This window comes from Nonomuraea pusilla, from assembly GCF_900109355.1.
Lineage (GTDB): Bacteria > Actinomycetota > Actinomycetes > Streptosporangiales > Streptosporangiaceae > Nonomuraea > Nonomuraea pusilla.
Genome location: NZ_FOBF01000006.1, coordinates 315,358 through 340,813 on the forward strand (window position 1 = coordinate 315,358; position 25,456 = coordinate 340,813).

At 72.3% G+C, this 25,456-nt stretch carries 23 protein-coding genes and 1 pseudogene; 13 read left to right on the top strand and 11 right to left on the bottom strand.

The features are described 5' to 3' along the window. Positions 1–113: 113 nt before the first annotated feature. Together BMX74_RS15800 and BMX74_RS15805 are read right to left on the bottom strand one after the other, a co-directional pair. Complete coding sequence (locus BMX74_RS15800) at positions 114–833, bottom strand: DUF5941 domain-containing protein (RefSeq protein ID WP_055503436.1); 720 nt, start codon at positions 831–833, stop codon at positions 114–116. Then, a complete protein-coding gene (locus BMX74_RS15805; protein WP_055503435.1) occupies positions 830–2,338 on the bottom strand; it encodes a CDP-alcohol phosphatidyltransferase family protein in 1,509 nt (502 codons plus the stop codon). The genes BMX74_RS15800 and BMX74_RS15805 overlap by 4 nt, the downstream gene beginning before the upstream one ends. A 140-nt stretch (positions 2,339–2,478) precedes the next feature. Here BMX74_RS15805 and recO point away from each other — a divergent pair, with 140 nt between their 5' ends. Continuing rightward, entirely contained in the window at positions 2,479–3,213 is a 735-nt protein-coding gene (gene recO, locus BMX74_RS15810) for a DNA repair protein RecO (protein ID WP_055503434.1), read from the top strand. After that, positions 3,210–3,983, top strand: coding sequence for an isoprenyl transferase (locus BMX74_RS15815; RefSeq protein WP_055503433.1), 774 nt, complete (start codon positions 3,210–3,212; stop codon positions 3,981–3,983). The genes recO and BMX74_RS15815 overlap by 4 nt, the downstream gene beginning before the upstream one ends. A 127-nt stretch (positions 3,984–4,110) precedes the next feature. Here BMX74_RS15815 and BMX74_RS15820 read toward each other — a convergent pair whose 3' ends face one another. Then, complete coding sequence (locus tag BMX74_RS15820; protein WP_055503432.1) at positions 4,111–4,659, bottom strand: CGNR zinc finger domain-containing protein; 549 nt, start codon at positions 4,657–4,659, stop codon at positions 4,111–4,113. 92 nt (positions 4,660–4,751) lie between these two features. Between BMX74_RS15820 and BMX74_RS15825 the strand changes: the two genes are divergently transcribed. Further along, positions 4,752–5,645, top strand: coding sequence for a DMT family transporter (locus tag BMX74_RS15825; RefSeq protein ID WP_256256968.1), 894 nt, complete (start codon positions 4,752–4,754; stop codon positions 5,643–5,645). On the opposite strand, the gene BMX74_RS15830 is transcribed toward BMX74_RS15825, so the two are convergent. The 5 genes from BMX74_RS15830 to BMX74_RS15850 all read right to left on the bottom strand — a co-directional run bounded on the left by BMX74_RS15830 (position 5,588) and on the right by BMX74_RS15850 (position 9,166). After that, a complete protein-coding gene (locus BMX74_RS15830) occupies positions 5,588–5,974 on the bottom strand; it encodes a Fur family transcriptional regulator (protein ID WP_055503430.1) in 387 nt (128 codons plus the stop codon). The two genes, BMX74_RS15825 and BMX74_RS15830, sit on opposite strands and share 58 nt — an antisense overlap. Beyond that, complete coding sequence (locus tag BMX74_RS15835; RefSeq protein WP_055503429.1) at positions 5,971–6,843, bottom strand: metal ABC transporter permease; 873 nt, start codon at positions 6,841–6,843, stop codon at positions 5,971–5,973. Before BMX74_RS15835 ends, BMX74_RS15830 begins: the two co-directional genes overlap by 4 nt. Beyond that, positions 6,840–7,628: a metal ABC transporter ATP-binding protein gene (locus tag BMX74_RS15840; protein ID WP_082534906.1), complete on the bottom strand. Its 789-nt coding sequence runs from the start codon at positions 7,626–7,628 to the stop codon at positions 6,840–6,842. Before BMX74_RS15840 ends, BMX74_RS15835 begins: the two co-directional genes overlap by 4 nt. Then, a complete protein-coding gene (locus BMX74_RS15845; protein WP_055503427.1) occupies positions 7,616–8,527 on the bottom strand; it encodes a metal ABC transporter substrate-binding protein in 912 nt (303 codons plus the stop codon). The genes BMX74_RS15840 and BMX74_RS15845 overlap by 13 nt, the downstream gene beginning before the upstream one ends. A 279-nt stretch (positions 8,528–8,806) precedes the next feature. After that, positions 8,807–9,166 (bottom strand): DUF6703 family protein, encoded by a 360-nt coding sequence (locus tag BMX74_RS15850; protein ID WP_055503426.1) that lies wholly within the window; start codon positions 9,164–9,166, stop codon positions 8,807–8,809. A 199-nt stretch (positions 9,167–9,365) separates the two neighbouring features. Here BMX74_RS15850 and BMX74_RS15855 point away from each other — a divergent pair, with 199 nt between their 5' ends. From BMX74_RS15855 to BMX74_RS46640, 3 genes and pseudogenes are all read left to right on the top strand, one after another. Beyond that, a complete protein-coding gene (locus BMX74_RS15855; RefSeq protein WP_091101055.1) occupies positions 9,366–9,659 on the top strand; it encodes an antibiotic biosynthesis monooxygenase family protein in 294 nt (97 codons plus the stop codon). 88 nt (positions 9,660–9,747) lie between these two features. Then, complete coding sequence (locus BMX74_RS15860; protein WP_055503424.1) at positions 9,748–11,133, top strand: glycine--tRNA ligase; 1,386 nt, start codon at positions 9,748–9,750, stop codon at positions 11,131–11,133. A gap of 76 nt (positions 11,134–11,209) precedes the next feature. Continuing rightward, positions 11,210–11,557, top strand: a pseudogene (locus tag BMX74_RS46640) (hypothetical protein); the annotation flags it as partial. Here BMX74_RS46640 and BMX74_RS15870 read toward each other — a convergent pair. Next, entirely contained in the window at positions 11,482–11,901 is a 420-nt protein-coding gene (locus BMX74_RS15870; protein ID WP_143078671.1) for a hypothetical protein, read from the bottom strand. The pseudogene BMX74_RS46640 and the gene BMX74_RS15870 overlap by 76 nt on opposite strands. Positions 11,902–11,916: 15 nt before the next feature. Between BMX74_RS15870 and BMX74_RS15875 the strand changes: the two genes are divergently transcribed. Both BMX74_RS15875 and ppdK read left to right on the top strand, forming a co-directional pair. Then, positions 11,917–12,774 carry an SDR family oxidoreductase gene (locus BMX74_RS15875; protein ID WP_055503422.1) on the top strand — a complete coding sequence of 286 codons (858 nt, stop codon included), beginning with the start codon at positions 11,917–11,919 and terminating at the stop codon, positions 12,772–12,774. Positions 12,775–13,615: 841 nt separating this feature from the next. After that, positions 13,616–16,249 (top strand): pyruvate, phosphate dikinase, encoded by a 2,634-nt coding sequence (gene ppdK / locus BMX74_RS15880; RefSeq protein WP_091101059.1) that lies wholly within the window; start codon positions 13,616–13,618, stop codon positions 16,247–16,249. A gap of 26 nt (positions 16,250–16,275) precedes the next feature. Here the strand turns inward: ppdK and BMX74_RS15885 are convergent, their stop codons facing one another. Then, positions 16,276–17,817, bottom strand: coding sequence for a M48 family metallopeptidase (locus BMX74_RS15885; protein WP_091101062.1), 1,542 nt, complete (start codon positions 17,815–17,817; stop codon positions 16,276–16,278). Between the two features lie 82 nt (positions 17,818–17,899). Here BMX74_RS15885 and BMX74_RS15890 point away from each other — a divergent pair, with 82 nt between their 5' ends. Further along, entirely contained in the window at positions 17,900–19,120 is a 1,221-nt protein-coding gene (locus BMX74_RS15890; protein ID WP_091101064.1) for a deoxyguanosinetriphosphate triphosphohydrolase, read from the top strand. Between the two features lie 24 nt (positions 19,121–19,144). Then, positions 19,145–20,308: an NAD(P)/FAD-dependent oxidoreductase gene (locus tag BMX74_RS15895; RefSeq protein WP_091101066.1), complete on the top strand. Its 1,164-nt coding sequence runs from the start codon at positions 19,145–19,147 to the stop codon at positions 20,306–20,308. Here BMX74_RS15895 and BMX74_RS15900 read toward each other — a convergent pair. Continuing rightward, positions 20,271–21,146, bottom strand: coding sequence for a M23 family metallopeptidase (locus BMX74_RS15900; RefSeq protein WP_055504085.1), 876 nt, complete (start codon positions 21,144–21,146; stop codon positions 20,271–20,273). The two genes, BMX74_RS15895 and BMX74_RS15900, sit on opposite strands and share 38 nt — an antisense overlap. 180 nt (positions 21,147–21,326) lie before the next feature. Between BMX74_RS15900 and dnaG the strand changes: the two genes are divergently transcribed. From dnaG to BMX74_RS15915, 3 genes are all read left to right on the top strand, one after another. Further along, positions 21,327–23,168: a DNA primase gene (dnaG, locus tag BMX74_RS15905; protein WP_055503419.1), complete on the top strand. Its 1,842-nt coding sequence runs from the start codon at positions 21,327–21,329 to the stop codon at positions 23,166–23,168. A 228-nt stretch (positions 23,169–23,396) separates the two neighbouring features. Beyond that, positions 23,397–24,410 (top strand): TolB-like translocation protein, encoded by a 1,014-nt coding sequence (locus BMX74_RS15910; protein WP_091101069.1) that lies wholly within the window; start codon positions 23,397–23,399, stop codon positions 24,408–24,410. Then, positions 24,407–25,345 carry a YncE family protein gene (locus BMX74_RS15915; RefSeq protein ID WP_143078672.1) on the top strand — a complete coding sequence of 313 codons (939 nt, stop codon included), beginning with the start codon at positions 24,407–24,409 and terminating at the stop codon, positions 25,343–25,345. Before BMX74_RS15910 ends, BMX74_RS15915 begins: the two co-directional genes overlap by 4 nt. Positions 25,346–25,456: the final 111 nt, after the last annotated feature.

Genomic DNA, 25,456 nt, shown 5'->3' on the forward strand with positions numbered 1-25,456 from the left:
GCCCGCCCCGTGCCCGCCCCGCCGCGGAAGGCCGGGGAAGGCCGGGGAAACGGCGACGGCGCCGCGCCGGGCTCGTCGTGAGCCCCGCGCGGCGCCGTCGGGCGGCGGGCCGGTCAGCCCTTGTCGGCCTCGCCCGTGGCCTGCTCGAGAACGTCCTCGGGGGACGCCTCGAGGTCCTGCTCCGAGTCGGCGCTCGCCTGCGCGGACGCCTTGTCCAGGCGCACCCAGCTCGTCACGCTCTCCACGGCGAACAGCACGAACAGGTACGCCGTCAGCACCGCGAGCACCGGCGTGACCAGGTCGAGGGCCGCGCCCACGCCGATGATCAGCAGCCGCAGCTCCCAGCCGAGCCCCGCGTGGAACACCCAGGCGGGCGGCCAGATGCTCTGCCGCGTGCGGTAGACGGTGTCGTACGTGTGGTAGCCCACGACGTACACGAGGACGAACAGCAGCCACTTCGGCGCGTCGGACGCCAGCCCCACCAGGATCATGGTGAGGAACTCGGCGCCGCGCAGCAGCGGCGGGGTCAGCCAGTCGAAGCGGCCCAGGTGGTCGCGCGGGGCGGTGGGCAGCACCAGCGCCAGCACGATCAGGACGGGCAGCAGCAGGATCGGGCCGGGTTCGAGCAGGCCCGCGGCGCCCACGACGGCGACCGCCAGCAGGGCGGCGAACGTCATGGGCACGGGAGGCAGGCCCTTGCCGAGCTTGCCGGCCAGGGCCTGGACGAGGGGGCCGTCGTCGCGGTAGGCGAGCAGACGGGCGGTCTGGATGCGGCGGCGTTCCTCGTCGGGATCCGGCGTGGGGGTGGCGGCGGCCTGCGGTTGGGTGATCATACGAGCGACCTCATGAGGCGTCCGGTGAGGGTGTAGGCGGCGGCGACGGTGCCCCAGATCACCAGCGTGAGGAAGGTGATGCGGGCGTCGAAGAGGGCGGCGGTGATCGCGATGGCCGCGAACCGCTCGCCGATGGGGAACACGATCATCTTGCGGAGCCAGTGCACGGCGCGGAACCGGCCGGCCTTGGTCCACATCTTCAGCACGCCGCGGACGCCGTGGCTGCGCTCGACCTTGCGCCGCTCCAGCGCCCTGCGCAGGTCGCGGTCGGAGGGGGCGTCGAGGGGCAGCGTCGGGAGGGGCGACGGCGGCTTGCGCCGGTTGGCGATGCCGAAGGAGAAGTCGAGCAGGTGGCGTACGGACTGCAGGCCGATGGCGGCCAGCGCCAGGATCCAGATGTCGTCGCCGTTGCCCGACACGACCCAGCCGATGGCCAGGCCGGCGAAGACGACGTACTCCTTGAACCGGTCGAAGGTGGCGTCGAGCCACGCTCCGAGCACGCCGAACTTGCGCGCGTACCTCGCGACCTGACCGTCGACGCAGTCGAAGACGAACGCGAAGTAGATGAGCAGCCCGCCCGCGACCATCCACGGCCTGCTGCCGGTGGCGAAGCAGGCCGCGGCGGCCACGCCGAGCGTGATCGAGATCAGGGTCACCTGGTTCGGCGTCAGCCCCCGCCTGGCCGCCCACCGCGCGATGAAACGCGAGTACGTGGAGACGAAGTACGTGGTGAAGAAGCCGTCGGCGCCCTTGACCGCGTTGTTGAGCCTGGCGCGGTCCTCGTCCATGCCGGCCATCTCGGCCCCCGCCTCGTTGACCTCCTCCTGGGTGGTGACCCTGCGGTAGAAGAGGTCGCGGCGGCCCCTGACGCCCAGCGACACGCCGTTGCGCACCAGGCCGAACGCCACGATCTGCACGAGGTCGTCGTCCGGGCCGAACGTGTGCGCCATCGCCGCCAGCTCGCGGCAGGTCTGCGCGAGCGTCGGCGCGTTGCGCGCGCTGATGTGCAGCGGGCCGAGCAGCACCGCGTTCGGCCTGGTCACGGCGTGGCTCGCGGTGCCGACCGAGACGATGCGGGACTTGCCGGCGCGGGCCCGCACGGGCAGCCCCTCCAGCCGGCTCATGCCGATCTCGGGCTCGGCCTCGTCGATCGGGACGACGTCCTCCGGCGCCTCCTCCGGCATGTCCGGACGCGGCTCCTTGGCGATGAGCGCCAGCGCGCCGCGCTTGGCCTTGCTGATCTGGTAGATCAGCTCGTCGTGGACGACCGAGTTCTCCGGAATGATGAAGAGGCTCTCCGTCGCCGACTCCGCGACGTCGGCCAGGGCTCGCAGGGCGGCCGCCACGTCGGAGGTCTCGATCCTGGCCGGCCGCGGATCATACGAGGTGAGCTGGCCGTGGAGCCGCTCGGCCACGGAGGGGTTGCCGGGCAGCGCGGCCAGCCTCAGGCCGGTCGGAGAGGTGTCGGGGCCGGGCGAAGAGCCCAGCAGGACCACGCGGGTCATGACTCCCTTTCGAGGCAGTAGCGGGGGGTTGAACAACGGGTAATGCGGGGACAGACGTCAAAGTCTAGTGAGGGTTACGCAAAGTCGAGTCACTTGAGCATGCCCGTAAACGTCGGCCATGCGGGCCGTAAGATGTGCGAGTGAGTCTCTACCGTGACGAAGGCGTGGTCCTCCGGACACAGAAACTCGGAGAGGCCGACCGCATCGTCACCCTCCTCGCCAGGCGCACGGGCAAGATCCGCGCCGTGGCCAAGGGCGTGCGCCGCACCACGTCCCGCTTCGGGGCGAGGCTGGAGCCGTTCACCCACGTCGACCTCCAGCTGCACACCGGCCGCACCCTCGACGTGGTCACCCAGGCCGAGACCATCAGGCCGTACGGCGAGTCGCTGGCGTCCGACTACCCGCGCTACACCGCGGGCAGCGCCATGCTGGAGACCGCCGACAAGCTGACCCACGGCGAGAAGGAGCCGGCGCTGCGGCAGTTCCTGCTGCTCGTCGGCGGGCTGCGCACGCTGGCGGAAGGCGCCCACGAGGCCAGGCTGGTGCTCGACGCGTACTTCCTGCGCTCCCTGGCGGTCGCCGGCTACGCCCCCGCGCTGGAGGCGTGCGCCAAGTGCCGGGCCCCGGCGATCAGGGCGTTCGCCATCGTCGCGGGCGGCGTCGTCTGCGGCGCGTGCCGCCCCGCGGGCTCGGCCGTGCCCGCCCCCGAGACGATCGGGCTCATGGTCGCGCTGCTGCGCGGCGACTGGGCCGCCGCCGACGCCTCCGAGCCGCGCCACCGCGGCGAGTGCAGCGGGCTGGTCGCCGCTTACCTGCAATGGCACCTGGAACACGGAATACGCTCTCTCCGACACGTCGAAAGGGAGCTTGCGTGAACGTCCGACCTCCGTCACCTCATCCGTCAGGCGCGACGCCGCCGCCCATCCCGCGCGACCTGGTGCCCAGGCACGTGGCCGTCGTCATGGACGGCAACGGCCGCTGGGCCAAGTCACGCGGCCTGCCGCGCACCGAGGGGCACAAGGCGGGCGAGGCGTCGCTGTTCGACGTCATCGAGGGGGCGCTGGAGCTCGGCGTCCCCTACCTCAGCGCGTACGCGTTCTCCACCGAGAACTGGAAGCGCTCGCCCGAGGAGGTCCGCTTCCTCATGGGCTTCAACCGCGACGTGATCCGCCGCCGCCGCGACGAGCTGCACGCCATGGGCGTACGCGTGCGCTGGGCGGGCAAGCCGGGCCGCCTGTGGCGGAGCGTCATCTCCGAGCTGCAGACGGCCGAGGAGATGACGGCCGCCAACCGCACGCTCACGCTGCAGTTCTGCGTCAACTACGGCGGCCAGGCCGAGATCGTCGAGGCGGCGCTGAGGCTGGCCGACGACCTCGCCGCCGGGCGCGTGAAGCGTTCGAAGGTCGACGAGAAGGTGTTCGCCCGCTACCTCGACGAGCCCGAGATCCCGGCGGTGGACCTGTTCGTGCGGTCCTCCGGCGAGCAGCGGTTCTCGAACTTCCTGCTGTGGCAGTCGGCGTACGCGGAGATGGTGTTCCTCGACCGCCTCTGGCCCGACTTCGACCGCAGGGACCTGTGGGAGGCCTGCGAGATCTACGCCAAGCGCGACAGGCGCTACGGCGGCGCGGTGCCGAACCAGGTCTGACCGCGGGGCCGCGGCGAGCGCCGGCACCCTCCGCGTCCCAGGGGGCCTGAGCGGCCCCAGAGGCGATCATGACGCGGTCCCCGGCCCCGGGGACCCGCTCCGGGCCGCGAGGCCCCCGTGGAGGCCGTCAGGCGCGGCGGCGGGCGCGGTAGGCGGCGACGTGCATGCGGTTGCCGCACGTGCGGCTGTCGCAGTAGACGCGGGAGCGGTTGCGCGACTCGTCCACGAACACGTGCTCGCAGTCGGGCGCCGAGCAGGTGCGCAGCCGCTCCCACTCGCCCTCCACCAGCAGGTGGGCCAGCGCCACCCCGCAGTCGGCCGCCAGGTGCTCGGCCGGCGAGGCGTCGGCAGCGAAGTAGTGGACGTGCAGCGGATGCCCGTCGTGCTCGGTCAGCCTGGGCGTGATGCGGGTCTCGGCGAGCAGCCCGTTCAGTATGCGCACCGCCGTCGGCAGGTCGGGCGCCGTGAACACCCGGTGGAACGCCTCACGCACCCTGCGCACCTGGACGAGGTCGCGCGGCGTGAGCGTCGTGATGCCGCTCATCTGCCGCGACTCCGCGAACGCCCGCAGCTCCGCCAGCGTGGCCATGCCGTCGTCGCCGCCCGTGGACGGTGAGGTGTTGACCAGTTCGACAACGGTGGCCAGCGAATGCACCATGTCATGGCCAAACGGCATATCGACTCCTGTCCAGGCTGCTTGTTAGCGTGGTCGCAGCGTATCTCTCCCATGGAGTGTCGGGGGTTTCCTTGGGTGCACATCGCCGTATCATGCTGGTCGCGATCGCGGGTGCGCTCGTCATCTCCACCTCCGGCCCCCTGGTGCGCCTGTCCGGGGTCTCGCCCGCCACGTCGGCGCTGTTCCGCTGCGCGTACGCCGTGCCGCCGATGCTGCTGCTCGCCTGGCTGGAACGGCGCAGGCTCGGCCGGCCGCCGCTCCGCGCGCTCGTCCCCGCCTGGGCGGCGGGCGTCGCGTTCGGGCTCGACCTGCTGTTCTGGCACCACGCCATCGACTACGTCGGGGCCGGGCTCGCCACCGTGCTGGGGAACCTGCAGGTGTTCATCGTGGCGTTCGCCGCGTGGGCGCTCTTCCGCGAACGGCCCTCGAAGCCGCTCATGGTGGCCACGCCCGTCGTGTTCGCGGGCGTCGTGCTGATCTCCGGGGCGTTCGACGGGGCCGCGTACGGGGCGGACCCGGTGCTCGGGGTGCTGGCGGGGCTCGCCACCTCGGTGACGTACGCGGCGTTCCTGCTGCTGATGAAGGCGGGCCCGGAACGGCCGGCCGAGCCGCTCGCCCACGCGACCGTCGTGGCCACGGCGGTGATCGCCGCGCTCGCGCCGCTGTCGGGCGGCGCCGACCTCGCGCCCTCCTGGCCGGCGCACGGCTGGCTGCTGCTGCTCGCGCTCGGACCCCAGGTGATCGGCTGGACGCTCATCACGTTCTCGCTGCCGCGCCAGCCCGCCGCGCTCACCGCGCTGCTGCTGCTCGTGCAGCCCATGACGACCATGGCCATCGCCGCGCTCGCGCTGGGGGAGCGGCCGTCGGCGCTGCAGTTCGCGGGGTGCGCGGTGATCGTGCTCGGCGTGCTGTACGGCTCGCGCCGCGCTCAGCCGGCCGGCGTGGCCGAGCAGGACGAGCAGGTGCCGAACACCTCGACCGTGTGAGTGATCTCCGTGAAGCCGTGCTCGCTGCCGACCATCTCCGCCCAGCGCTCGACGGCCGGGCCGGCCACCTCGACCGTGTGGCCGCAGCGGCGGCACACCAGGTGGTGGTGGTGCGACTCGGTGGCGCAGGCGCGGTAGACCGACTCGCCGTCGTCGGTGCGCAGCACGTCGACCTTGCCGCCGTCGGCCAGCGCCTGCAGCGCCCGGTAGACCGTGGTCAGGCCGATCTTGGCGCCGTGGTTGCGCATCTCCGCGTAGACGTCCTGGGCGCTGCGGAAACCCTCGCTCTGGCGGAGGGTGTCGTGCACGGCGTCGCGCCTCGTCGTCATGCGACCTCCTTCACCTGCACCCGCGGTCGCTCGCTCATCGTCGACTCCTGGGTCCTGCTTCGCCGTACGAATTTACCCACACCGAGGGCGAGGACGAAGCCGGCGAGCGCGAGAAGGACGATCGCGGCGCCGGGCGGGACCTTCGCCGACAGCGTCGAGGCGAGCAGCCCGCCCACCGACGCGAGCACGCCGAACAGCATGGCGAGCGCCATCGTGGCGCGGAAACCCCTCGTGAGCTGCTGGCTGGTGGCCACCGGGATCACCATCAGCGCGCTGACCAGCAGCAGGCCGACCACCCGCATGGCGATGACGACGGTGAGCGCCGCCGTGACGGCGACGAGCAGGCTGAGGAAGCGCACCGGCAGGCCGCTGGCCCTGGCCATCTCCTCGTCCTGGCAGAGCACGAACAGCTCCCTGCCGAACACCACGACCACGCCGATGACCGCGAGCGCCAGCGCGGCGATGACCACGATGTCCTCGCGGGTGACGCTCGCGATGGCGCCGAACAGGTACGAGTTCAGCTTGGCGTTGCTGCCGCCGGGCGCGATGGCCATGAGCATGACGCCGCCCGCGATGCCGCCGTAGAACAGCAGCGCGAGCGCCACGTCGCCGCTGGTGCGCCCGCGGGCCCGTACGAGCTCGATGGCCACGGCGCCGGCGATCGACACCAGCACGGCCGTGAGCACGGGCGTGGTGCCGGTCAGGAAGCCGAGGGCGACGCCCGTCAGCGCGACGTGGCCGATGCCGTCGCCGAGCAGCGCCAGCCTGCGCTGCACGATGAACGTGCCCACGGCGGGCGCGCACAGCCCCACCAGCAGCGCCGCGACCAGCGCGAGCTGGAAGAGCTCCTCCTGCAGCAACTCGATCATCGTGGGTCCCCCTGCCAGCCGGTGAGCGGCCCGGCCGTGGTCTCTGCGGCGTGCGGATGGACGTGCTCGTGGCCGGGCCTGGCGCACTCGCCCTCCGGCCTGGGCGGCCTGCCGTCGTGCGCGACCCGCCCCTCGCGGATCACCACGCCGCGCGTGATGATCGGCTCAAGCGGGCCGAGCTCGTGCACGACCAGCACGACCGTCTTGCCCCCGCGCACCAGCCCGGCCAGCGTGTCGGCGAGGAGCTGCTGCGTGCCGGCGTCCACGCCGGCGGTGGGCTCGTCCATCACGTACGTGTCGGGCTGCCCGGCCAGCGCGCGGGCGATCAGGACGCGCTGCTGCTGCCCGCCCGACAGCGACTGCACCGGGTCGCCGGCCCGGTCGGAGAGCCGCACGGCCTCCAGCGCCTCGGCCACCGCCGCCCGGTCGGCCTGGCTGGTGCGGCGCAGCCGGCTCTGCCTGGCGATGCGTCCCGACGCCACGACCTCCCCGACGGTGGCGGGCACGCCGCCGCCGACCTGGAGCCGCTGCGGGACGTAGCCGATGCGCCACCAGTCGCGGAAACGCGCGGGCGGCGTGCCGTACAGGAGGGTCTGGCCGCCCGAGAGCGGCGTGAGGCCCAGCAGGGCGCGCACCAGCGTGGACTTGCCGGAGCCGTTCGCGCCGAGCAGTGCGACGACCTCGCCGGGGCGGACGGTGAGGTCGACCCCGCGCAGGATCGGTTTCCCGTCGAAGGTGACCTGGCCGCCGGTCATCGCGAAGGCCGTTTCGCTCATGTCGTACATCCGAGTGCAGATCGCAGGGTGGTGAGATTGTCGCGCATCGCCGAGAGGTAGTCGCCCGAGGGCTTGCTCTCCAGCGGGTCGAGCACCGCCGTCTTCGCGCCCACCTGGGAGGCGAGCACCTCGGCCACCTTCGGGCTGACCAGGGACTCGGTGAAGATCGTGGTGACCTTCTCGGCCCTCGCCACCTTGGCGACCTCGGAGATGCGGGCGGGCGAGGGCTCGCTCTCGGGGTCGAGGGTGATGCCGACCTGCTTGAGCCCGTACCTGTCGGCCAGGTAGCCGAACGCCTCGTGGCCGGTCACCAGCGTCTTCGACGTGCAGGTGGACAGGCCCTTCGCGAACTCCTGGTCGAGCGCGCCGAGGGCGCCCGCCGTCCTCGCGGCGCGGTCCTTGTAGCCCTGCGCGTGGGCCGGGTCGGCGGCGGCCAGCCGCTCGCCGAGCCTGGTGGCCACCGCGGCCAGGCGCGACGGGTCGAGCCACAGGTGCGGGTCGTAGGAGACCTCGTGGTCGTGGGCCTCCTCGCCGCCCTCCTCGTGGTGGCCGGCCGGGATGGTCTTGACGGCCGTGGCCGCGTCGAAGCTCCTGTCCTCCGCCACCGCCTCGTCCACGGCGGGCTGGACGCCCTTGATGTAGACCGTGAGCGCGGCGTCCTGGATCTCGGTCACCTGCTTGACGCCGAGCTCCAGGTCGTGCGGTTCGACCCCGGGCGCGGTCAGCGTCGTCACCTGGACGTCCTGGCCGCCCACCTGTTCGGTGAGCCACTGCAGCGGGTAGAAGGCGGCGATCACGGCGGGCTTGCCGCTCGCCGAGCTCTCCGCCTGGCCCGATCCGCAGGCCGAGGCGAGCAGGGCGGCTCCAGCCAGGAGGGTGGCGACTCGCAAATGGGGCGTTATGGACATCACACGCTTCATTATGGGGAAAATGAAAATGATTGTCAAAATCCCGCGCTGGGCCGGGCCGGGTCCGGCGGTGGTGCGGGGATCCCGTCCAGGTGGCGGCGGGACGCCTCCCCGCCAACCCCGGGGCGCGCGGGGATGTTCCCGGCCGGGACGGGGAGCGCCATGACTGGCCGAGGACGCGGCGGCCCGCGGGGCGATGGCGGAAGGCGGGCACGCCTCGGGCCGCGGGCGAGGGAGGGGCTCGGGGTCCCCTCCGGGAGGAGCTCGGGTGCGGGAGGGTCAGAAGGCGCCGAAGCGGTCGGCGGTGAGGACGATCAGGAAGACGAGCATCGCCACACGCAGCAGCCGTCCGCCCGGACCGAGCGACGGCCACGACAGGTACGCCAGCCACGCCACGAACGCCAGCACGACCAGCGCCGCCAGCCCGCCGCCCCAGCCCGGCACCGCGAAGGCGACGAGCAGCAGGATCACGAGCGCCGCGGGCGCCACCCACCTGGGCACCTGCGTGTAGAGGAACGCCATCGGCACGGCGCTGCGCTCCTCGACCGCCTTGCGCAGCCCCGTCGCCCCTGGAGTGAAGAACTGCTCGCCCTGCGGGAGCGGACGGCGCCGCCCCGGGCGGTTGTCACGTGTGGCCACGTCGTGAGCCTACGCGCAGCACCGCCGTCACCGCTGGCCCTGCGCGCAACAGCCCGGCCCCCGCCCGGGCGCGGAGGGGAGAAGGGGGCTCGGGCCGGGGATCGGGCGGGCTTCCTGCTTCCGCGGGGAGGGAGGTGGAGCACCCGGTGGGGTCACGGGTGGGGCGGTTTCCCTGACCCGCGGGGCCTAGGCTGGTCGCGTGCTCGCCGTGATCCGATACACCGTCCCCGAGGCCCAGGCCCAGGAGTTCGCCCAGCAGGCCCACGCGACCCTCGACACGCTCGCCGCCCAGCCCGGCTACCTGCGCGGCCGGCTGGCCCGCTCCGTGGACGAGCCCAACCTGTGGGCCCTGGTCAGCGAGTGGGAGGGCGCCGGTTTCTACCGCAGAGCCCTCTCCGCCGCCCGGATGGCGATGTATCCGCTGATGATTCTCATGCTCAACGAACCCAGTGCGTTCGAGGACGTCTACACCCAGGACAGGGCGTTGCAATAGTCGCGCGCGAAGCCCTTCCCGCGTCCCCTAAGCTGGGATCTCACCGATAATCCTCGCCGACCTCCAGCCGGAAAGAGACGCAACCAACATGGCACGACGCACAGACGTCATGGACACCATCGTCAGCCTCGCCAAGCGCCGCGGGCTCGTGTACCCGTCGAGCGAGATCTACGGCGGTCTGCGCGCGTCGTGGGACTACGGCCCCCTGGGCGTCGAGCTCAAGAACAACGTCAAGCGCCAGTGGTGGATCTCGATGGTCCAGTCGCGCGACGACGTGGTGGGCCTCGACTCCTCGGTCATCCTGGCTCCCGAGGTGTGGCGGGCCAGCGGCCACGTCGAGACGTTCACCGACCCGCTGACCGAGTGCCTGTCCTGCCACAAGCGCTTCCGCGCCGACCACCTCGTCGAGGCGTACGAGGAGAAGAACGGCAGGGAGCCGGAGAACGGCCTGGCGGACGTCACCTGCCCCAACTGCGGCAACAAGGGCTCCTTCACCGAGCCCCGGCAGTTCAGCGGCCTGCTCAAGACCTTCCTCGGCCCGGTCGAGGACGAGTCGGGCCTGGCCTGGCTGCGCCCCGAGACCGCGCAGGGCATCTTCATCAACTACCAGAACGTGCAGCAGTCGGCCCGCAAGAAGATCCCGTTCGGCATCGGCCAGATCGGCAAGTCGTTCCGCAACGAGATCACCCCGGGCAACTTCATCTTCCGCACCCGCGAGTTCGAGCAGATGGAGATGGAGTTCTTCGTCAAGCCCGGCACCGACGAGGAGTGGCACGACTACTGGATCAACGAGCGCTACCGCTGGTACACCGACCTCGGCATCAACAAGGACAACCTCCGGCTCTACGAGCACCCGAAAGAGAAGCTGTCCCACTACAGCAAGCGCACGGTCGACGTCGAGTACCGCTTCGGCTTCACCGGCTCCGAGTGGGGTGAGCTGGAGGGCGTCGCCAACCGCACCGACTTCGACCTGACGTCCCACTCCAAGGCGTCGGGCGTCGACCTCAGCTTCTTCGAGCAGGACACCGGCGAGCGCTACATCCCTTACGTCATCGAGCCCGCGGCCGGTGTCGACCGGGCGACGCTCACCTTCCTCCTCGACGCCTACACCGAGGACGAGGCGCCCAACGCCAAGGGCGTCATGGAGAAGCGCACCGTCATGCGCCTCGACCACCGGCTCGCCCCGGTCAAGGCCGCGGTGCTGCCGCTCTCGCGCAACGCCGACCTGTCGCCGAAGGCCCGCGACCTCGCCGCCCAGCTGCGCAAGCGGTGGAACGTCGAGTTCGACGACGCGGGCGCGATCGGCCGCCGCTACCGCCGCCAGGACGAGATCGGCACGCCGTTCTGCATCACCGTCGACTTCGACACCCTCGAGGACCACGCGGTGACCATCCGCGAGCGCGACTCGATGGCCCAGGAGCGCATCTCCATCGACCAGGTGGAGCAGTACCTGCGCCGGCACCTGAACGACTAGGCGAGTAATTCCTTAGTCCAGGCTGCGGGCATGGCGAAGGGTGTTGAGGATCGGTTCGTGAAGACAGACCTCAACACCCTTCACCTGGGCCCTCGCCACTCCCGAGCTGGGTGAACGTCAGGTCCTGACGGCCGTACCCGGCCACGACCCGCACCTGCTCGCCGAACGGCCCGGCCTGCTGATCACCGCCGGCAAGGGCCACGTCTCCGCCCAGCTCGGCGCCTACCTCGCCGAACGAGGCGTGCGGCTCCTACGCCCGTCCTACCGCAACGGCGGACGCAGCCCGCTGGGCGTCGCCGTCCGCGTCGCCCAGCGGCCCAGGGCGTCCACGGGGCGGTGGAGCCGGCGTCACAGCGGTCCTCCTCCGAAGAGCTGCGTGACGCGCTCGCTGATCTCCTTGTTCCTCGGCTCGTACGCGGCGTAGAAGTTTCTGCCGCACTCCAGGTCGTCCAGGGCCGCCTTGATCTCCTTGGTCGCGTACTGCCTGGCCATGGCCGGCGCGAGGTGCGGCATGAAGTACTCCCCGTCGCGCATGCCCTTCTCCGGGATGTCGTCGCTCAGGGCTGTCCGCTTCAGCTGCTCCTCGAACTGGTGCGCGACCTGCGTGCCGATGTCCGACGGCTTCAGTGAGTCGACCCGGTAACCCTTGCCCTTGAGACCTCCGATCGAACGGCCGCGAACGCCCAGGTGGGAACGTTCCATGTGCGAGGTCGGCAGGACCTGTCCTACTGTCCTCGGCAGCGGGCCCGCACCCATCGTTCGTTTCACAGAGAGAGGTTCTCCATGACCATCCTCGTGACCGGAGCGACCGGCGCCGTGGGCAGGCACGTGGTCGATCGGCTTGTCGCGGCCGGACGGCCCGTGCGGGCGCTCACCCGCAACCCGGAGGCCGCCGGGCTGCACGGCGGTGTCGACATCGTGCAGGGTGACCTGAACCGTCCGGGCGACCTGTCGTTCGACGGGGTGCAGGGCGTGTTCCTCATCCCCGGCATCTTCGATCCAGAGCACGCGGCCGACCTCGCGGAAGCCTTCGTCAGCCGCGCCGCGGCGGCCGGGGTCGCCCGGATCGTGTCCCTGACCAGCTCTGGCGTCACGACCGGGCGGGGTGGCCACTACGAGGTGCTGCACGCGGTGGAACAGGTCGTCGAGAAGTCCGGGGCGGCCTGGACCCACGTGCGGCCCGGCGAGTTCGCCGTCAACAAGCTGGACGTCTGGGGCGAGTCCATCCGCAGGGAGAACGTGGTCCGCAACGCCTACCCCGACGGCGTCGGCGTGCCGATCCATGAGGCCGATATCGCCGACGTCGCCGCGATCGCCCTGCTGGAGGACGGCCACGCGGGCCGGGCGTACGACCTGACCGGGCCGGAGGCGCTCACTCACCGGCAGCAGGCGGAGGCGATCGGCGCGGGGCTCGGCCGTGCGATCGCGTTCGAGGGGCTGACGTACGGGCAGGCTCGCCGGGCCTACATCGAGGCCGGGTTCCCGGCGGAGATCGCCGAGTTCATCCTGGGCTACCAGGCCGAGTACGCCGAGGAGCCGCCGTCGGTCTCGCCCACGTTCGAGCAGGTGACGGGCAGGAAGGGCCGGACGCTCACGCAGTGGGCGGCCGACCACGCCGCCGAACTGGCCCCGGCCGCCTGACGACCGCCTGACGACCGCCTGACGGCCGACGGCGCGAGGCGGCGCGGCGCGAGGCGGCGCTGGGCGGGGCGGCGGGCGTATCGGCCTGCCGCACCGCCCCTTCCGTCGGCGACGCCCGCCCGCGACGCCCGTGATCCGGCGCCTTCGTCGCGGCGCGCTGTCGCTCCCCGGTGAGCAGTGAGTGCGCCAGAACCCAGGGAGCTCCGCGCCTCAGAAGCTGAGGGTGCCGGGGCCACCCCCGGTCTCGGGGGGCGAGGCACGAGCCGGCCGGCCGTCAGGTGGCTTCGGCGCTGTGGAGTCCCACATCTCATGCGCGTGTACCGGGTGGTGCACTCCCCTGTGTACGCCGACAGCCCGGTTCCTTCGCCTGGGGCGGCGCGGTGGCTCGGTTCCTTCCGCCTCGGACGGCGGGACGGCCCGCCGCCTTCGGCTCGGGCGGTGCGGCGGTGTGCCTTCCGGGGCGGCTCGGTGCCTCGGTTCGGGTGGTGCCCGGAGCTTGGTTTCTTCGGTTCGGGTGGGGCCGGGATCCTGGTCGGGCGCGGGCTTGTGGTGGTTCTCGTACGGCTCCGGAAGGCCGCGCCCCGGGCGGCAGTCGGCGTGGAGCGGCTCCCCGGAAGCCGGTTCTCGGGCATCGCCCCGGTGATTCCGGAGCTGCCCGAATCTTTCTCCAAAATTGGTTTACACCAATTGGTATAAACCATTCGATCCCCCCACGGGAAATAAGTGGATTAGACCTCTTAGCTGCCGCCTACCTGGGGAAACAGTCTCTTAACCCATGAGTGCAGTTTCGTCATGATTTTCGCCGGTAGAGTCCCACCTAGAGGCGTTGATTGGAGCTGTGGTGGCCAAGTACGTTTACGACTTCACCGAGGGCAACAGGAATCTCAAAGACCTGCTCGGCGGCAAGGGAGCGAACCTCGCCGAGATGACGAACCTCGGGCTGCCGGTTCCCCCCGGGTTCACGATCACGACCGAGGCCTGCCGTCACTACCTGGCGCAGGGTACGGTGCCCGACGGGCTCGAGGACGAGGTCGCCGCGCACCTGGAGGCGCTCGAGGCGGGCATGGGCAGGAAGCTCGGCCAGGCGGACGACCCGCTGCTGGTCAGCGTCCGCTCCGGAGCCAAGTTCTCGATGCCCGGGATGATGGAGACCGTCCTCAACATCGGTCTCAACGACGAGTCCGTCCGCGGTCTCGCCAAGCAGGCGGGCGGCAACGACCGCTTCGCCTGGGACTCCTACCGCAGGCTCATCCAGATGTTCGGCAAGACCGTGCTGGGCATCGACGGCGAGCTGTTCGAGCACGCCCTCGACGCGCTCAAGGACGGCCGCCAGGACACCGACCTCGACGCCGGCGAGCTGCAGGGCCTGGTCGAGACGTACAAGGGGATCGTGCGCGAGCAGACGGGCAGGGACTTCCCCTCCGACCCCCGCGAGCAGATGCGCCTGGCCGTCATGGCCGTCTTCGACTCCTGGAACGCCCCGCGCGCCATCCTCTACCGGCGTCAGGAGCGCATCCCCGCCGACCTCGGCACCGCCGTGAACGTCGTCGCCATGGTGTTCGGCAACTGCGGCCCCGACTCCGGCACCGGCGTGGCCTTCACCCGTGACCCCGGGTCGGGCCAGCAGGGCGTGTACGGCGACTACCTGCAGAACGCCCAGGGCGAGGACGTCGTCGCCGGCATCCGCAACACCATGCCGCTGCAGGAGCTGGAGCGCATCGACGGGCGCTCGTACGCCGAGCTCCTCCAGATCATGGAGACGCTGGAGAACCACTACAGGGACCTGTGCGACATCGAGTTCACGATCGAGCGCGGCAAGCTGTGGATGCTGCAGACCCGCGTCGGCAAGCGCACGCCGGGCGCCGCGTTCCGCATCGCCACCCAGCTCGTCGACCAGGGCCTCATCACCATGGACGAGGCGGTCACCCGGGTCACGGGCGGCCAGCTCGCCCAGCTCATGTTCCCCCGCTTCGACGGCGGCGCCCGGAAGAAGAAGATCGCCAAGGGCATGAACGCCTCGCCGGGCGCCGCGGTGGGCAAGGCGGTGTTCTCGTCGGAGCGGGCCGTGGAGCTGGCCGGTCAGGGCGAGGACGTCATCCTCGTACGCCGCGAGACCAACCCCGACGACCTGTCCGGCATGATCGCCGCCAGGGGCATCCTGACCAGCAGGGGCGGCAAGACCTCGCACGCCGCCGTGGTCGCCCGCGGCATGGGCAAGACCTGCGTGTGCGGCGCGGAGGAGCTGGAGGTGTCCACCTCCGAGCGCCGGTTCACCGCGCCGGACGGCGTCGTCGTCTCCGAGGGCGACGTCATCTCCATCGACGGCACCACCGGCGAGGTGTACCTCGGCGAGGTGCCCGTGGTGGCCTCCGCGGTCGTCGAGTACTTCGAGGGCGCCGAGCCGTCCGACGGCCTGGTCACGGCCGTCGACCGGATCATGCGGCACGCCGACGAGGTGCGCCGGCTCAAGGTGCGCGCCAACGCCGACACGCCTGAGGACGCCGCGCGGGCCCGCAGGTTCGGCGCGCAGGGCATCGGCCTGTGCCGTACCGAGCACATGTTCCTGGGGGAGCGCAGGCAGCTCGTCGAGGACCTCGTGCTCGCGTCCACCGACGAGGAGCGGCAGGCCGCGCTGGACGCGCTCGAACCCCTCCAGAAGTCCGACTTCATCGGGATCTTCCAGGCGATGGGCGACAACCCGGTGACCATCCGCCTCATCGACCCGCCGCTGCACGAGTTCCTGCCCGACCTGGTCGAGCTGTCGGTGAAGGTCGCGACCGAGGGCGCCTCCGACAAGGACCGCAGGCTGCTCGCCGCCGTCAAGCGGCTGCACGAGCAGAACCCCATGCTCGGCCTGCGCGGCGTGCGCCTCGGCCTGGTCATCCCCGGCCTGTTCGCGATGCAGGTGCGCGCCATCGCCCAGGCCGCCAAGGAGGTGCCCGGCGCCCGGCCCGAGATCATGATCCCGCTCGTCGCCGCCGTCCAGGAGCTGGAGGCCGTCCGCGAGGAGGCCGTCAAGATCCTTGAGGAGGTGGGCGTGGCGGCCCTCATCGGCACCATGATCGAGGTGCCGCGGGCCGCGCTGACCGCGGGGCAGATCGCCGAGGCCGCCGAGTTCTTCTCCTTCGGCACGAACGACCTCACGCAGATGACCTGGGGCTTCTCCCGCGACGACGTCGAGGCCGCGTTCTTCTCCCGCTACCTCGACCTCGGCATCTTCGGCGTCTCGCCGTTCGAGACGCTCGACAGGGAGGGCGTGGGGCGGCTGGTGCGCATCGCCGCGGAGGAGGGCCGGGCCGTCCGTCCTGACCTGCACCTCGGCATCTGCGGCGAGCACGGCGGCGACCCCGACTCGGTGCACTTCTGCCACGAGGTCGGGCTCGACTACGTCTCGTGCTCCCCGTTCCGCATCCCGGTCGCCCGGCTGGAGGCCGGTCGCGCGGCACTGGAGCAGAACGACTCCGACACCCGCTGACCGGCACCCGCTGACCGGCGCACGGGTCAGGCTGGGGAGGCCACCGGCCCTCCGGCCTGACCCGGGACCGGCCCAGGCGCCGGCCCGGCCGGTGCCTGGAGGGGCACGAAGTCGGGACGCATGCCCAGGTTGCCCAGCCAGCGCCGCAGCCCCGCGACGGCAGAGGGGGTGGCCGCGATCTGGGCGGCGTAGGCGTCCAGCGCCACCTCCTCGCCGTCGCCGAACAGCAGCCTGGCCGGGCCCGACCACGAGAGCGTCCAGCGGGCCTGCCCCAGCCGGACCAGCACCCCCTCCAGCGCCTGGCCCAGCACCCCGGCCAGCAGCGTCTCGGACGGGTTCCAGCCCAGCTCGCGCAGCCGGGCCTCCAGCTCGGCCTGCCGCCCCCTGGCGATCGCCTCGAACGCCGCGTCCAGGTAGGGCAGGTCCGTGCCCATCACCCGCCCGCCCGCGACCGCGAGGTCGTGCAGCGCCTCCTCGTTGCGCCCGTGGAACATCCCCTCCGCGACCAGTTCCTCCCACGGCACCGGCCGGAGCGTGGCCAGCGCCTCCGGCGTCCACATCGCCTGCTCCACGGCCTGTACGGCCACGTCGGGGTCGCGCAGCAGCGCCAGCGCCGAGCGCGGGTCGGGCGTCAGCGGCGGCTCCGGCAGCCGCTCGATCGCCGCCAGCCGCTCCTCCACGCTCGGATGCGAGTCGTACGGTGAGACCTCGCGCGGCTCCGCCGCCTGCCGCGAGATCTCCGTCTGCCGCCCGGGGTCGCTCATGAGCGCGTGGAACCCGCCGAACACCGACGCCGGCCGCGCGCCGCCGAGCCCCGCCATCGACAGGTAGGAGGAGGCGTAGACGTCCCAGCCGAGCGCCGCGGCCTCGATCTTCCGCAGGGCCGCCGCCATCGCCCGCCGGCCCGCGATCGACACCGCCATCGCGTCGGCCTCCAGCTCCTGCCGCCGCGACACGGCCTGCGACACCCGCAGGTAGAGCGTGGCGTACAGGGTGAACAGGCGGCGGATGAACGGGTGGTCGTCCAGGCTCCGCACGGTCGCGACCAGCGACACCCTGCCCCGGTAGACCGGCGCGCCCAGGCGGGTGTGCGCGCCGCTGTAGTGGCCGAGTTCGTGCCCGAGCACGGCGCGTGCCTCGTCCACGGTGAGTGTCTGCAGCAGCGGCAGCCCGACGAACATGCGCCGCCGCACCGCCCGCAGCCCCAGGAACCGCGTCTCCTCCGAGACGGCCGCGTTCACCTCGGCCACCAGCCGGATCTCGTCGGGCGGCGCGGTGCCCACGCGGCGGGCCAGTTCCTCCACCGTCTGCCACAGCACCGGCTCGTGCTCGCGCCCCACGGCCACGCCCGGCTGCTCGCCGCCGCCGAGCCGTCCGACCATCACGAGGGCCCGCACCAGCGCGCCCGCGGCCAGCGTGAGCACGATCGCGACCTGCACCCCGCGGGCGTGGAAGTCGACGAAGAGCAGGACGTCGAAGAACACCGCCGCCCCGAGGACCAGGCCGACCAGCACGTAGAAGCCGGCGAGCAGGGCGAAGGCGAGGACCGCTCGGAACGCTGTGGTCATGGGGGAGGGCTCCCGGGGAAGGGGGGTTCTCGGGAGGCACGACCCTAGCGGAGACCCGAAACTGGATAAAATCGCTGAACGTATGGCCCGCTACACCGAGCACGACCTCGCCCGCTGGGTTCCGGAACCACCCGGCAACCCCGAGCGCAGCGCGTTCGAACGCGACAGGGCCCGCGTGCTCCACAGCGCCGCGCTGCGCAGGCTGGCCGCCAAGACGCAGGTCGTCGGCCCGATCGAGGCGGTCGGCGGCGGCCAGCACATCCCCCGCACCAGGCTCACGCACTCGCTCGAATGCGCCCAGGTCGGCAGGGAGATGGGCGCCGTGCTCGGCGTCGACCCCGACCTCGTCGAGACCGCCTGCCTGGCCCACGACCTCGGCCACCCGCCGTTCGGTCACAACGGCGAGGTGGCGCTCAACGAGCTGGCCGCCTCCTGCGGCGGGTTCGAGGGCAACGCGCAGAGCCTGCGGCTGCTCACCAGGCTGGAGGCCAAGGTGCTCGCCGACGACGGCACCAGCGCGGGGCTCAACCTCACCAGGGCCGTCCTCGACGCCTCCGTCAAGTACCCGTGGACCCGCGACCGCTCGCCCAAGTTCGGTGTGTACGACGACGATCTGCCCGTCTTCACCTGGATCAGGGACGGCGCGCCCGACGGCCGCGTCAGCTTCGAGGCGCAGATCATGGACTGGGCCGACGACGTCGCCTACTCCGTCCACGACCTTGAAGACGCCCTGCACTCCGGCCACGTCACCCCCGAGGCGCTGCAGTCGCCCGAGGAGCGCCGCCAGGTCTGCGCGATCACCCGCACCTGGTACGCCCCCGACGCCGACCCCGGCGAGCTGGAGGAGGTCTTCGCCAAGCTGCTCGCCGACCCGCTCTGGCCGCACCACTTCGACGCGACCCTCGCCGACCTGGCCGGGCTGAAGGCCCTCACCAGCGGGCTCATCGGCCGTTTCTGCCGCGCCGCCCAGACCGCCACCAAGGAGGCGTACGGCTCGCGGCACCGCGCCGACCTGGTCGTCCCGCGGGCCATCAGGCTGGAGTGCGCCCTGCTCAAGGGCATCACCGCGCACTACGTCATGGCCACCGAGGACCACCACGCCACCCAGGCCAGGCAGCGGGAGCTGATCGCCGAACTGGCGTCGCTCATCACCCTCGGCGCCCCCCGCACCCTCGAACCCGCCTTCCGCCCCGCCTACCTGCAGGCGCGCGACGACGCCGCCCGGGTCCGCGTCGTCATCGACCAGATCGCGTCGCTCACCGACACGTCCGCCGTGGCATGGCGTCGCCTGCTTTCCCGATGACCCCAGGCGTCGCATACTGCGCCCATGGCGAGATACGTGATCGTCGGCGCCGGCCTCGCGGGGGCCAAGGCCGCTCAGACGCTGCGGGAAGAGGGCTTCGACGGCGAGGTCGTGCTGATCGGCGCCGAGGACGAACGCCCCTATGAGCGGCCGCCCCTGTCCAAGGGCTACCTGCAGGGCAGGAGCGAGCGTGAGGCCATCTTCGTGCACGAGTCCGGCTGGTACGCCGACCACGCCGTGGAACTGCACACCGGCGTCGCCGCCACCCGCCTCGACCTCGCCGAACGGGTCGTCGCCCTCGCCGACGGCACCGTCCAGCCGTACGACAGGCTGCTCCTCGCCACGGGCGCCACGCCGAGGCGGCTGCCCGGCGCCGGGCTGTACCTGCGCACCGTCGCGGACAGCGAGGCCATCAGGGAACGCCTGACGACCGCGGAACGGGTCGTCGTCATCGGCGCGTCCTGGATCGGGCTGGAGACGGCCGCGGCGGCCCGCCAGGCGGGCCGGGCCGTGACCGTGGTCGAACCCGAGCCCACCGCCCTGCACCGCGCGCTCGGGCGCGAACTGGGCGACGTCTTCGCCCGGCTGCACCGCTCGAAGGGCGTGGACCTGCGTTTCGGCGTCTCCGCCGCCGAGATCGGCGAGAACGCCGTCCTCCTCGACACCGGCGAGCGGCTGGAGGCCGACCTCGTCGTCGTCGGCGTGGGCGTCGTCCCCGAGACGGGGCTCGCCCGCGAGGCCGGGCTCGACGTCGGCCGCGGCGTGCTCACCGACGCGGCGCTGCGCACCTCGCACCCCGACGTCCACGCCGCGGGCGACGTGGCCGAGCCGTTCCACCCGCTCTACGGCCGTCCGCTGCGGGTCGAGCACTGGGCCAACGCCCTGCACGGCGGCCCCGCCGCCGCGCGTTCCATGCTCGGCATGGACGTCACCTACGACCTCGTGCCGTACTTCTTCACCGACCAGTACGAGCTGGGCATGGAGTTCTCCGGCGACGTGGCGGGCCACGACCAGGTCGTCTACCGGGGGTCGGTGGACGACCTGGAGTTCATCGCGTACTGGCTGCGCGGGGGCCGGGTCGTCGCGGGCATGAACGTCAACGTCTGGGACGTCGTGGACGACATCCAGGAGCTCATCAGGTCCGGCAGGGTCATTGACCCCACGACGTTGCCGTCGGGTCGGAGCTGACGGTGGGCTCCGGCGACGACGGCCGCGACGGCCGCCTGGGCGTCCTGCTCGGCTGCGGCGCCGTCCTCGACGCGCACTGCACGGAGCAGCGCGGCGTCTCGCCCACCTTGGCGCGCAGCGCCAGCGTCTCCTCCTTGGGCGAGAACGTGCGGTTGCCCGACAGCCACGCGTCGAGGTAGTCCCACGGCTCGACCATGCCCCTGCGCACCCACCAGAAGGACGGTCCGGCCTTCCAGGAGATCGCGAAGTACAGGTTCGGGGCGGTGTCGCGGGCGTTGCCGGAGTTGCCGACGCGGCCGAGCAGGCGCCCCGCCTTCACCCGCACGCCCGGCCTGATGCCGTCGGCGACCGAGTCGAGGTGCCCGCCCAGGTAGCGCACGCCGTCGTCGCCGAGGACCGTGACGAACCTGCCCTCGCGGTCGGCGCCGACGTCCGTGGACGGCTTCCACCTGTTCTTGATGTTGACCTCGTCCACGACGCCGCCGACCGGTGCGACGAAGGCGCAGCCCTTGGCCGCCCAGATCGTGGTCTTGGGCAGGGTGAGCAGCCTGCGCTGGTAGGTCGTCGAGCAGCCGCGCACGGGGAACGTGTAGGTGAACTTCGACAGCTTCGGCGGCGGCACCCTGACCGGGTCGTCGCCCTTCGGCGGCTGCTCGGCCGCCTGCTGCTCGGGGGACGGCACGGGCGTGGCGTCCGGTGACCCGCCGGGGGAAGAGGAGGAGGACGGTGGCGTGGACGGCGCGGCGACGCTCGACGCCCCGTTCGCCGGGGCGCAGGCGCCGGTCACCAGCAGGGCGCCCGCCACGGCCACCCAACGTCCGATATGCCCCGATCGCATGATCTCCACCCGTGTCACCACATCCACCGACAGCCTTTACCTTTCTAGCCGACCGGGGGCTCCCGCATCACCCGTTTCCCCCTTTAGACACCCTTGGGCAACCTCGGGCTTCCCCCTCCGTGAGGCGGCCGGGAGGGAGAGGGGCGGAGAACAGTCGGTGGGGCGGATTAGACTCGCCGCGTGGCTGGCCGCATCCGTGACGTCGACATCGCGCTCGTACGCGAGCGATCCCCCATCGCCGACGTGATCGGCGAGCACATCCAGTTGCGCAACGCCGGCGGCGGCAACCTCAAGGGGTTGTGCCCGTTCCACGATGAGAAGAGCCCTTCCTTCAACGTCACCCCCGAACGCGGCATGTACTACTGCTTCGGCTGCGGGGAGGGCGGCGACGTCATCACGTTCGTCGAGAAGATCGAGCATCTCACCTTCGGCGAGGCGGTCGAGCGGCTGGCCGCCCGGGCCGGGGTGCACCTGCAGTACGAGCAGGGCGGCTACGTCCCGCGGCGCGACCACGGCGAGCGGGCGCGGCTCATCGAGGCGCACAAGGCGGCGGCCGAGTTCTACGCCGCCAAGCTGTTCGCGCCCGAGGCGGCGCCCGGGCGGCGCTTCCTGTCGGAGCGCGGGTTCGAGCGGGCCGACGCCGAGCTGTTCGGGGTGGGCTACGCGCCCGCCGAGTGGGACTCCCTGGCGCGGCACCTGCTCGCCCGCGGCTTCACCGCCGCCGAGATCGTCAAGGGCGGCCTGGCCAAGGAGGGCAGGCGCGGCCCGATCGACCGGTTCCGGGGGCGGCTGATCTGGCCGATCCGCGACGCGACGGGCGACGTGATCGGGTTCGGCGCGCGCAAGCTCAACGACGCCGAGGACGGCCCGAAGTACCTCAACACGCCCGACTCGCCGCTGTACAAGAAGAGCCAGGTGCTCTACGGCATCGACCTGGCCAAGCGCGAGATCTCCAAGCGGGCGCAGGCCGTCATCGTCGAGGGCTACACCGACGTCATGGCCTGCCACCTGGCCGGGGTGCCCACCGCGGTCGCCACCTGCGGCACCGCGTTCGGCGAGGAGCACATCAAGATCCTGCGCCGGTTCCTGCTCGACCAGGCCGAGTTCCGCGGCGAGGTGATCTTCACCTTCGACGGCGACGCGGCCGGGCAGAAGGCGGCGCTGCGGGCGTTCGCCGACGAGCAGAAGTTCGTGACGCAGACGTACGTCGCCGTGCAGCCCGACGGGCTCGACCCGTGCGACCTGCGCGTCAAGCAGGGCGACGCGGCCGTGCGCGACCTGATCGCGAGCAGGGAGCCGCTGTTCCAGTTCGCCATCCGCAGCACGATCTCCCGCTACGACCTGCGCAGCAACGAGGGCAAGATCGCCGCTCTCGACGCCGCCGCCCCCATCGTGGCCGGCATCAAGGACGTCGGCCTGCGCAAGCGCTACGCCATCGACCTCGACCGCTGGCTGGGGTTCATGGACGAGCGGTTCGTGATGCAGCGCATCGCCGAGGCGGGCCACGCCCAGCAGGGCCGTCCCCGGCAGGCGCCGCGCCCGGCTCCGGTCGATCCCGCCGTACGGGTGGAGGGCGAGCTGCTCAAGCTGGCCGTGCAGCGTCCGGCGCTGCTCGGGCCCCGTTTCGACGCGCTCGACGCGCAGGCGTTCACCGCGCCCGACCACGTGACGCTGCAGCAGGTGGTGGCGGCGGCCGGCGGCGCCGGGTCGGCCGGTCCCGGGGGGCGCGAGTGGGTCGACCGGCTGCTGGAGCACGCCCACGACGACGCCACCCGCACGCTGGTCACCAGGTTCGCGGTGGATCCCATCCAGGCCGACGCGCACGCCGAGGAGCGGTACGCGGGCGCCATGCTGGCCGCCATCGAGGCGATCGCCGTCGACCGGGCCATCGCCCAGGTGAAGTCCCGCATCCAGCGGCTGAACCCGGTCGACGAGCAGCAGGAGTACAACCGGCTGTTCGGCGAGCTGGTGGCCCTGGAGCAGCAGCGCCGCGTCCTGAGAGACCGCGCCGCCGGCAGCTGACCCCGCCGCTGGTGGCTGGCCGCACGGCCGGCAGCTGACCCCGCCGCTGCTGGCTGACCGCGCGGCCGCTGGCTGACCGCGCGGCCGGTGGCTGGCCGGGAAGCGTGGAGACGCCGGCCCTTGCGCCTGCCGTTCTGCTCCTGCACGGCGACCGCCGTCTGTCCGGCTCTTTCCTGCGTGACCTTTTTGTGATCAACCTTTGCGGCCGGGGGCCGGTCTAACCCGGGCATGAAGGTCAAGATCACGGCCTGCGCGGCGGCGGTGCTCGCCCTGGCCCTCTCCGCCGCGCCGGCGGCCGCCGCACAGCCTCCCCTGACCGTCCAGGCGCCCTGGCTCCCGAAGGGGGCTACCGTCAGGGAGGCGTACCTGCCGAACTGCGGCGCCGACTACTTCATGCCGTGCAAGGGCGCCCCCTGGCACCTCCTGCTGCGCGACGGCCGGTGGGTGCCGTTCCGCGACGCCGCCAGGTACGCCACCAGGGCCGACGGCTCGCGCGCCGACGAGGTGGAGGACTCTCCAGCGCCGTTCGCCGTGAGCGCCGACGGTCGCGCCGTCGCCTACGTCCGCGCCCGCGACGGCCGGGTGGTGGTGAGGAAGGCGCCCGGCGGGAAGCCGAGGGTGCTGGCCGCGTACGGCAAGGGCGTGGGCACGCGGAACGTCGCGCTGACGCTCTCGGCCGACGGCGCCCGCCTGCTGGTGGTCTTCGAGGGCGGCACGGGAAAGCGTCCCAGCCTGGTGGTGGACGTGGCGACGGGCGAGCGGGCGGCCGAGGTCCCGGCCGGGAACGTGCCGCTGGGCTTCAGCGCCGACGGCGACGAGGTGCTCGCGACCCGGGCCGAGCGCGACAACACGGTGAAGGTGGTGGCCCACGCGCTGGACGGCTCCTCGGTGTCGGCCACGCCGCCGCAGCAGGTCGTGGCCCGTGGCACGGCGCTCGCGCTGGCCGCGGACGGCCACACGGTGCTGGCGCTGTCGCTCACGGCCGAGGGCCTGCCGTCGGGGCTGCGGCCGTACGACCTGGAGGCGGGGGCGTGGACGGGCCCGGCCAGGCGGGTGCGGCCCAAGCGGCTCTGGCCGTCGCTGCGGTGGGGGCCGGGCGGCCGGCTGGAACTGGTCGCGACGGAGAGCGTCGCTGAGGAGGGCAGGTCCAGCACGTGGATCTACGCGCTCGACCCCGCCACCGGATCGGCCAGGCGGATCGACGAATACACCATTCACAGCGGAGTGCCGGAGAAGCGATGATCAGCAAATGGGCGGCGGCGGTCGCGGTATTTCCCGTGGTGATGCTGCCATTCTCGGCGACGGCGGCCCCGGCGGCGGCGCAGGCCGGTGTGATCCGTTATGCGGTTCAGAAAAGTTGCGAGAAAGGACGGGCCTGCCCGGCACTGCGGCTCGTCCGCGCTGACGGGTCGGCGCGGACGCTCGGCGACACGTCGTCGGACGAGGGGGCGGTCCCGGTCGCGGTCAGCGCCGACGGGCGCAGGGTGGCGTACTTCAGGAAGAAGGACCGGCGGCTGGTCGTGCGCGGCGCGGACGGCCGGGCGCGGGCGGTGGGCGGCGTGCGGCAGCCGAGGAACGAGGCCGGCGTGGACGAGACCCGCCTGCTGCTCTCCCCGGACGGCGGGAAGCTCGCCTACGTCCCCAACGACGGGGAACACCGGGTGCGCGTCTTCGACACGGCGACCGGCAGGAAGGCGGGCACGCTGCCCGCGGCCTCCGGCGCGTGGACGGTGGGCTTCAGCGGCGACGGCGGCGAGGTGCTGCTCGTCCGGGGGTACGACGTGCGCGAGGCCGTGGTCGCCGACCTGCGCGGCAGGACGCTGCGTCGCGTCGTCCCGCCGCAGGTGGTGGGGGCGAACCTGCCGGTGGACGGCGCGGAGGGCAAGGTGGCGGCGCTGGCCGCCGACGGCAGGAGGCTCGCCGTGTACGTGCCTGGCGACGACCCGGGCGTGCTGGTGTACGACGTGGCCTCGGGCGCGCAGGTGACGCGGGTGCCGCTGCCCGCGGGCGTCGTGCCGGTGGCCGCGACCTGGACGGGCGCGGACGAGGTGACCGTGCGCGCGGAGCGGGCGGGCCTGGTGACGACGGTCGCGGTGGACGTCGCGGCGGGCACCGCGCGGACGGTCTCGACCTATCGCGCGCCCCGCTCGGGACGGGTCTACCACGCCGGCGGTTGATAACAGTTCGGCGTCGTTGTCAGGCCGCGTTTCCGAGGGGCCGAGCGGGAATCCCGGGCCGTGCGGCGGTGATCTCCGGGGCGGTCCGGGCAGGAAAAGGGGCGCGTCCGG

What these genes read in the sequence shown, in the direction of transcription:
- BMX74_RS15885 (WP_091101062.1), bottom strand. Translation starts at nt 17,817, where the DNA reads ATGACCACAGCGTTCCGAGCGGTCCTCGCCTTCGCCCTGCTCGCCGGC.
- BMX74_RS15915 (WP_143078672.1), top strand. Translation starts at nt 24,407, where the DNA reads ATGATCAGCAAATGGGCGGCGGCGGTCGCGGTATTTCCCGTGGTGATG.
- BMX74_RS15820 (WP_055503432.1), bottom strand. Translation starts at nt 4,659, where the DNA reads ATGCCGTTTGGCCATGACATGGTGCATTCGCTGGCCACCGTTGTCGAA.
- BMX74_RS15910 (WP_091101069.1), top strand. Translation starts at nt 23,397, where the DNA reads ATGAAGGTCAAGATCACGGCCTGCGCGGCGGCGGTGCTCGCCCTGGCC.
- BMX74_RS15805 (WP_055503435.1), bottom strand. Translation starts at nt 2,338, where the DNA reads ATGACCCGCGTGGTCCTGCTGGGCTCTTCGCCCGGCCCCGACACCTCT.
- BMX74_RS15890 (WP_091101064.1), top strand. Translation starts at nt 17,900, where the DNA reads ATGGCCCGCTACACCGAGCACGACCTCGCCCGCTGGGTTCCGGAACCA.
- BMX74_RS15845 (WP_055503427.1), bottom strand. Translation starts at nt 8,527, where the DNA reads ATGTCCATAACGCCCCATTTGCGAGTCGCCACCCTCCTGGCTGGAGCC.
- BMX74_RS15800 (WP_055503436.1), bottom strand. Translation starts at nt 833, where the DNA reads ATGATCACCCAACCGCAGGCCGCCGCCACCCCCACGCCGGATCCCGAC.
- BMX74_RS15860 (WP_055503424.1), top strand. Translation starts at nt 9,748, where the DNA reads ATGGCACGACGCACAGACGTCATGGACACCATCGTCAGCCTCGCCAAG.
- BMX74_RS15900 (WP_055504085.1), bottom strand. Translation starts at nt 21,146, where the DNA reads ATGCGATCGGGGCATATCGGACGTTGGGTGGCCGTGGCGGGCGCCCTG.
- BMX74_RS15840 (WP_082534906.1), bottom strand. Translation starts at nt 7,628, where the DNA reads ATGTACGACATGAGCGAAACGGCCTTCGCGATGACCGGCGGCCAGGTC.
- BMX74_RS15835 (WP_055503429.1), bottom strand. Translation starts at nt 6,843, where the DNA reads ATGATCGAGTTGCTGCAGGAGGAGCTCTTCCAGCTCGCGCTGGTCGCG.
- BMX74_RS15895 (WP_091101066.1), top strand. Translation starts at nt 19,145, where the DNA reads ATGGCGAGATACGTGATCGTCGGCGCCGGCCTCGCGGGGGCCAAGGCC.
- BMX74_RS15875 (WP_055503422.1), top strand. Translation starts at nt 11,917, where the DNA reads ATGACCATCCTCGTGACCGGAGCGACCGGCGCCGTGGGCAGGCACGTG.
- BMX74_RS15825 (WP_256256968.1), top strand. Translation starts at nt 4,752, where the DNA reads ATGCTGGTCGCGATCGCGGGTGCGCTCGTCATCTCCACCTCCGGCCCC.
- BMX74_RS15830 (WP_055503430.1), bottom strand. Translation starts at nt 5,974, where the DNA reads ATGACGACGAGGCGCGACGCCGTGCACGACACCCTCCGCCAGAGCGAG.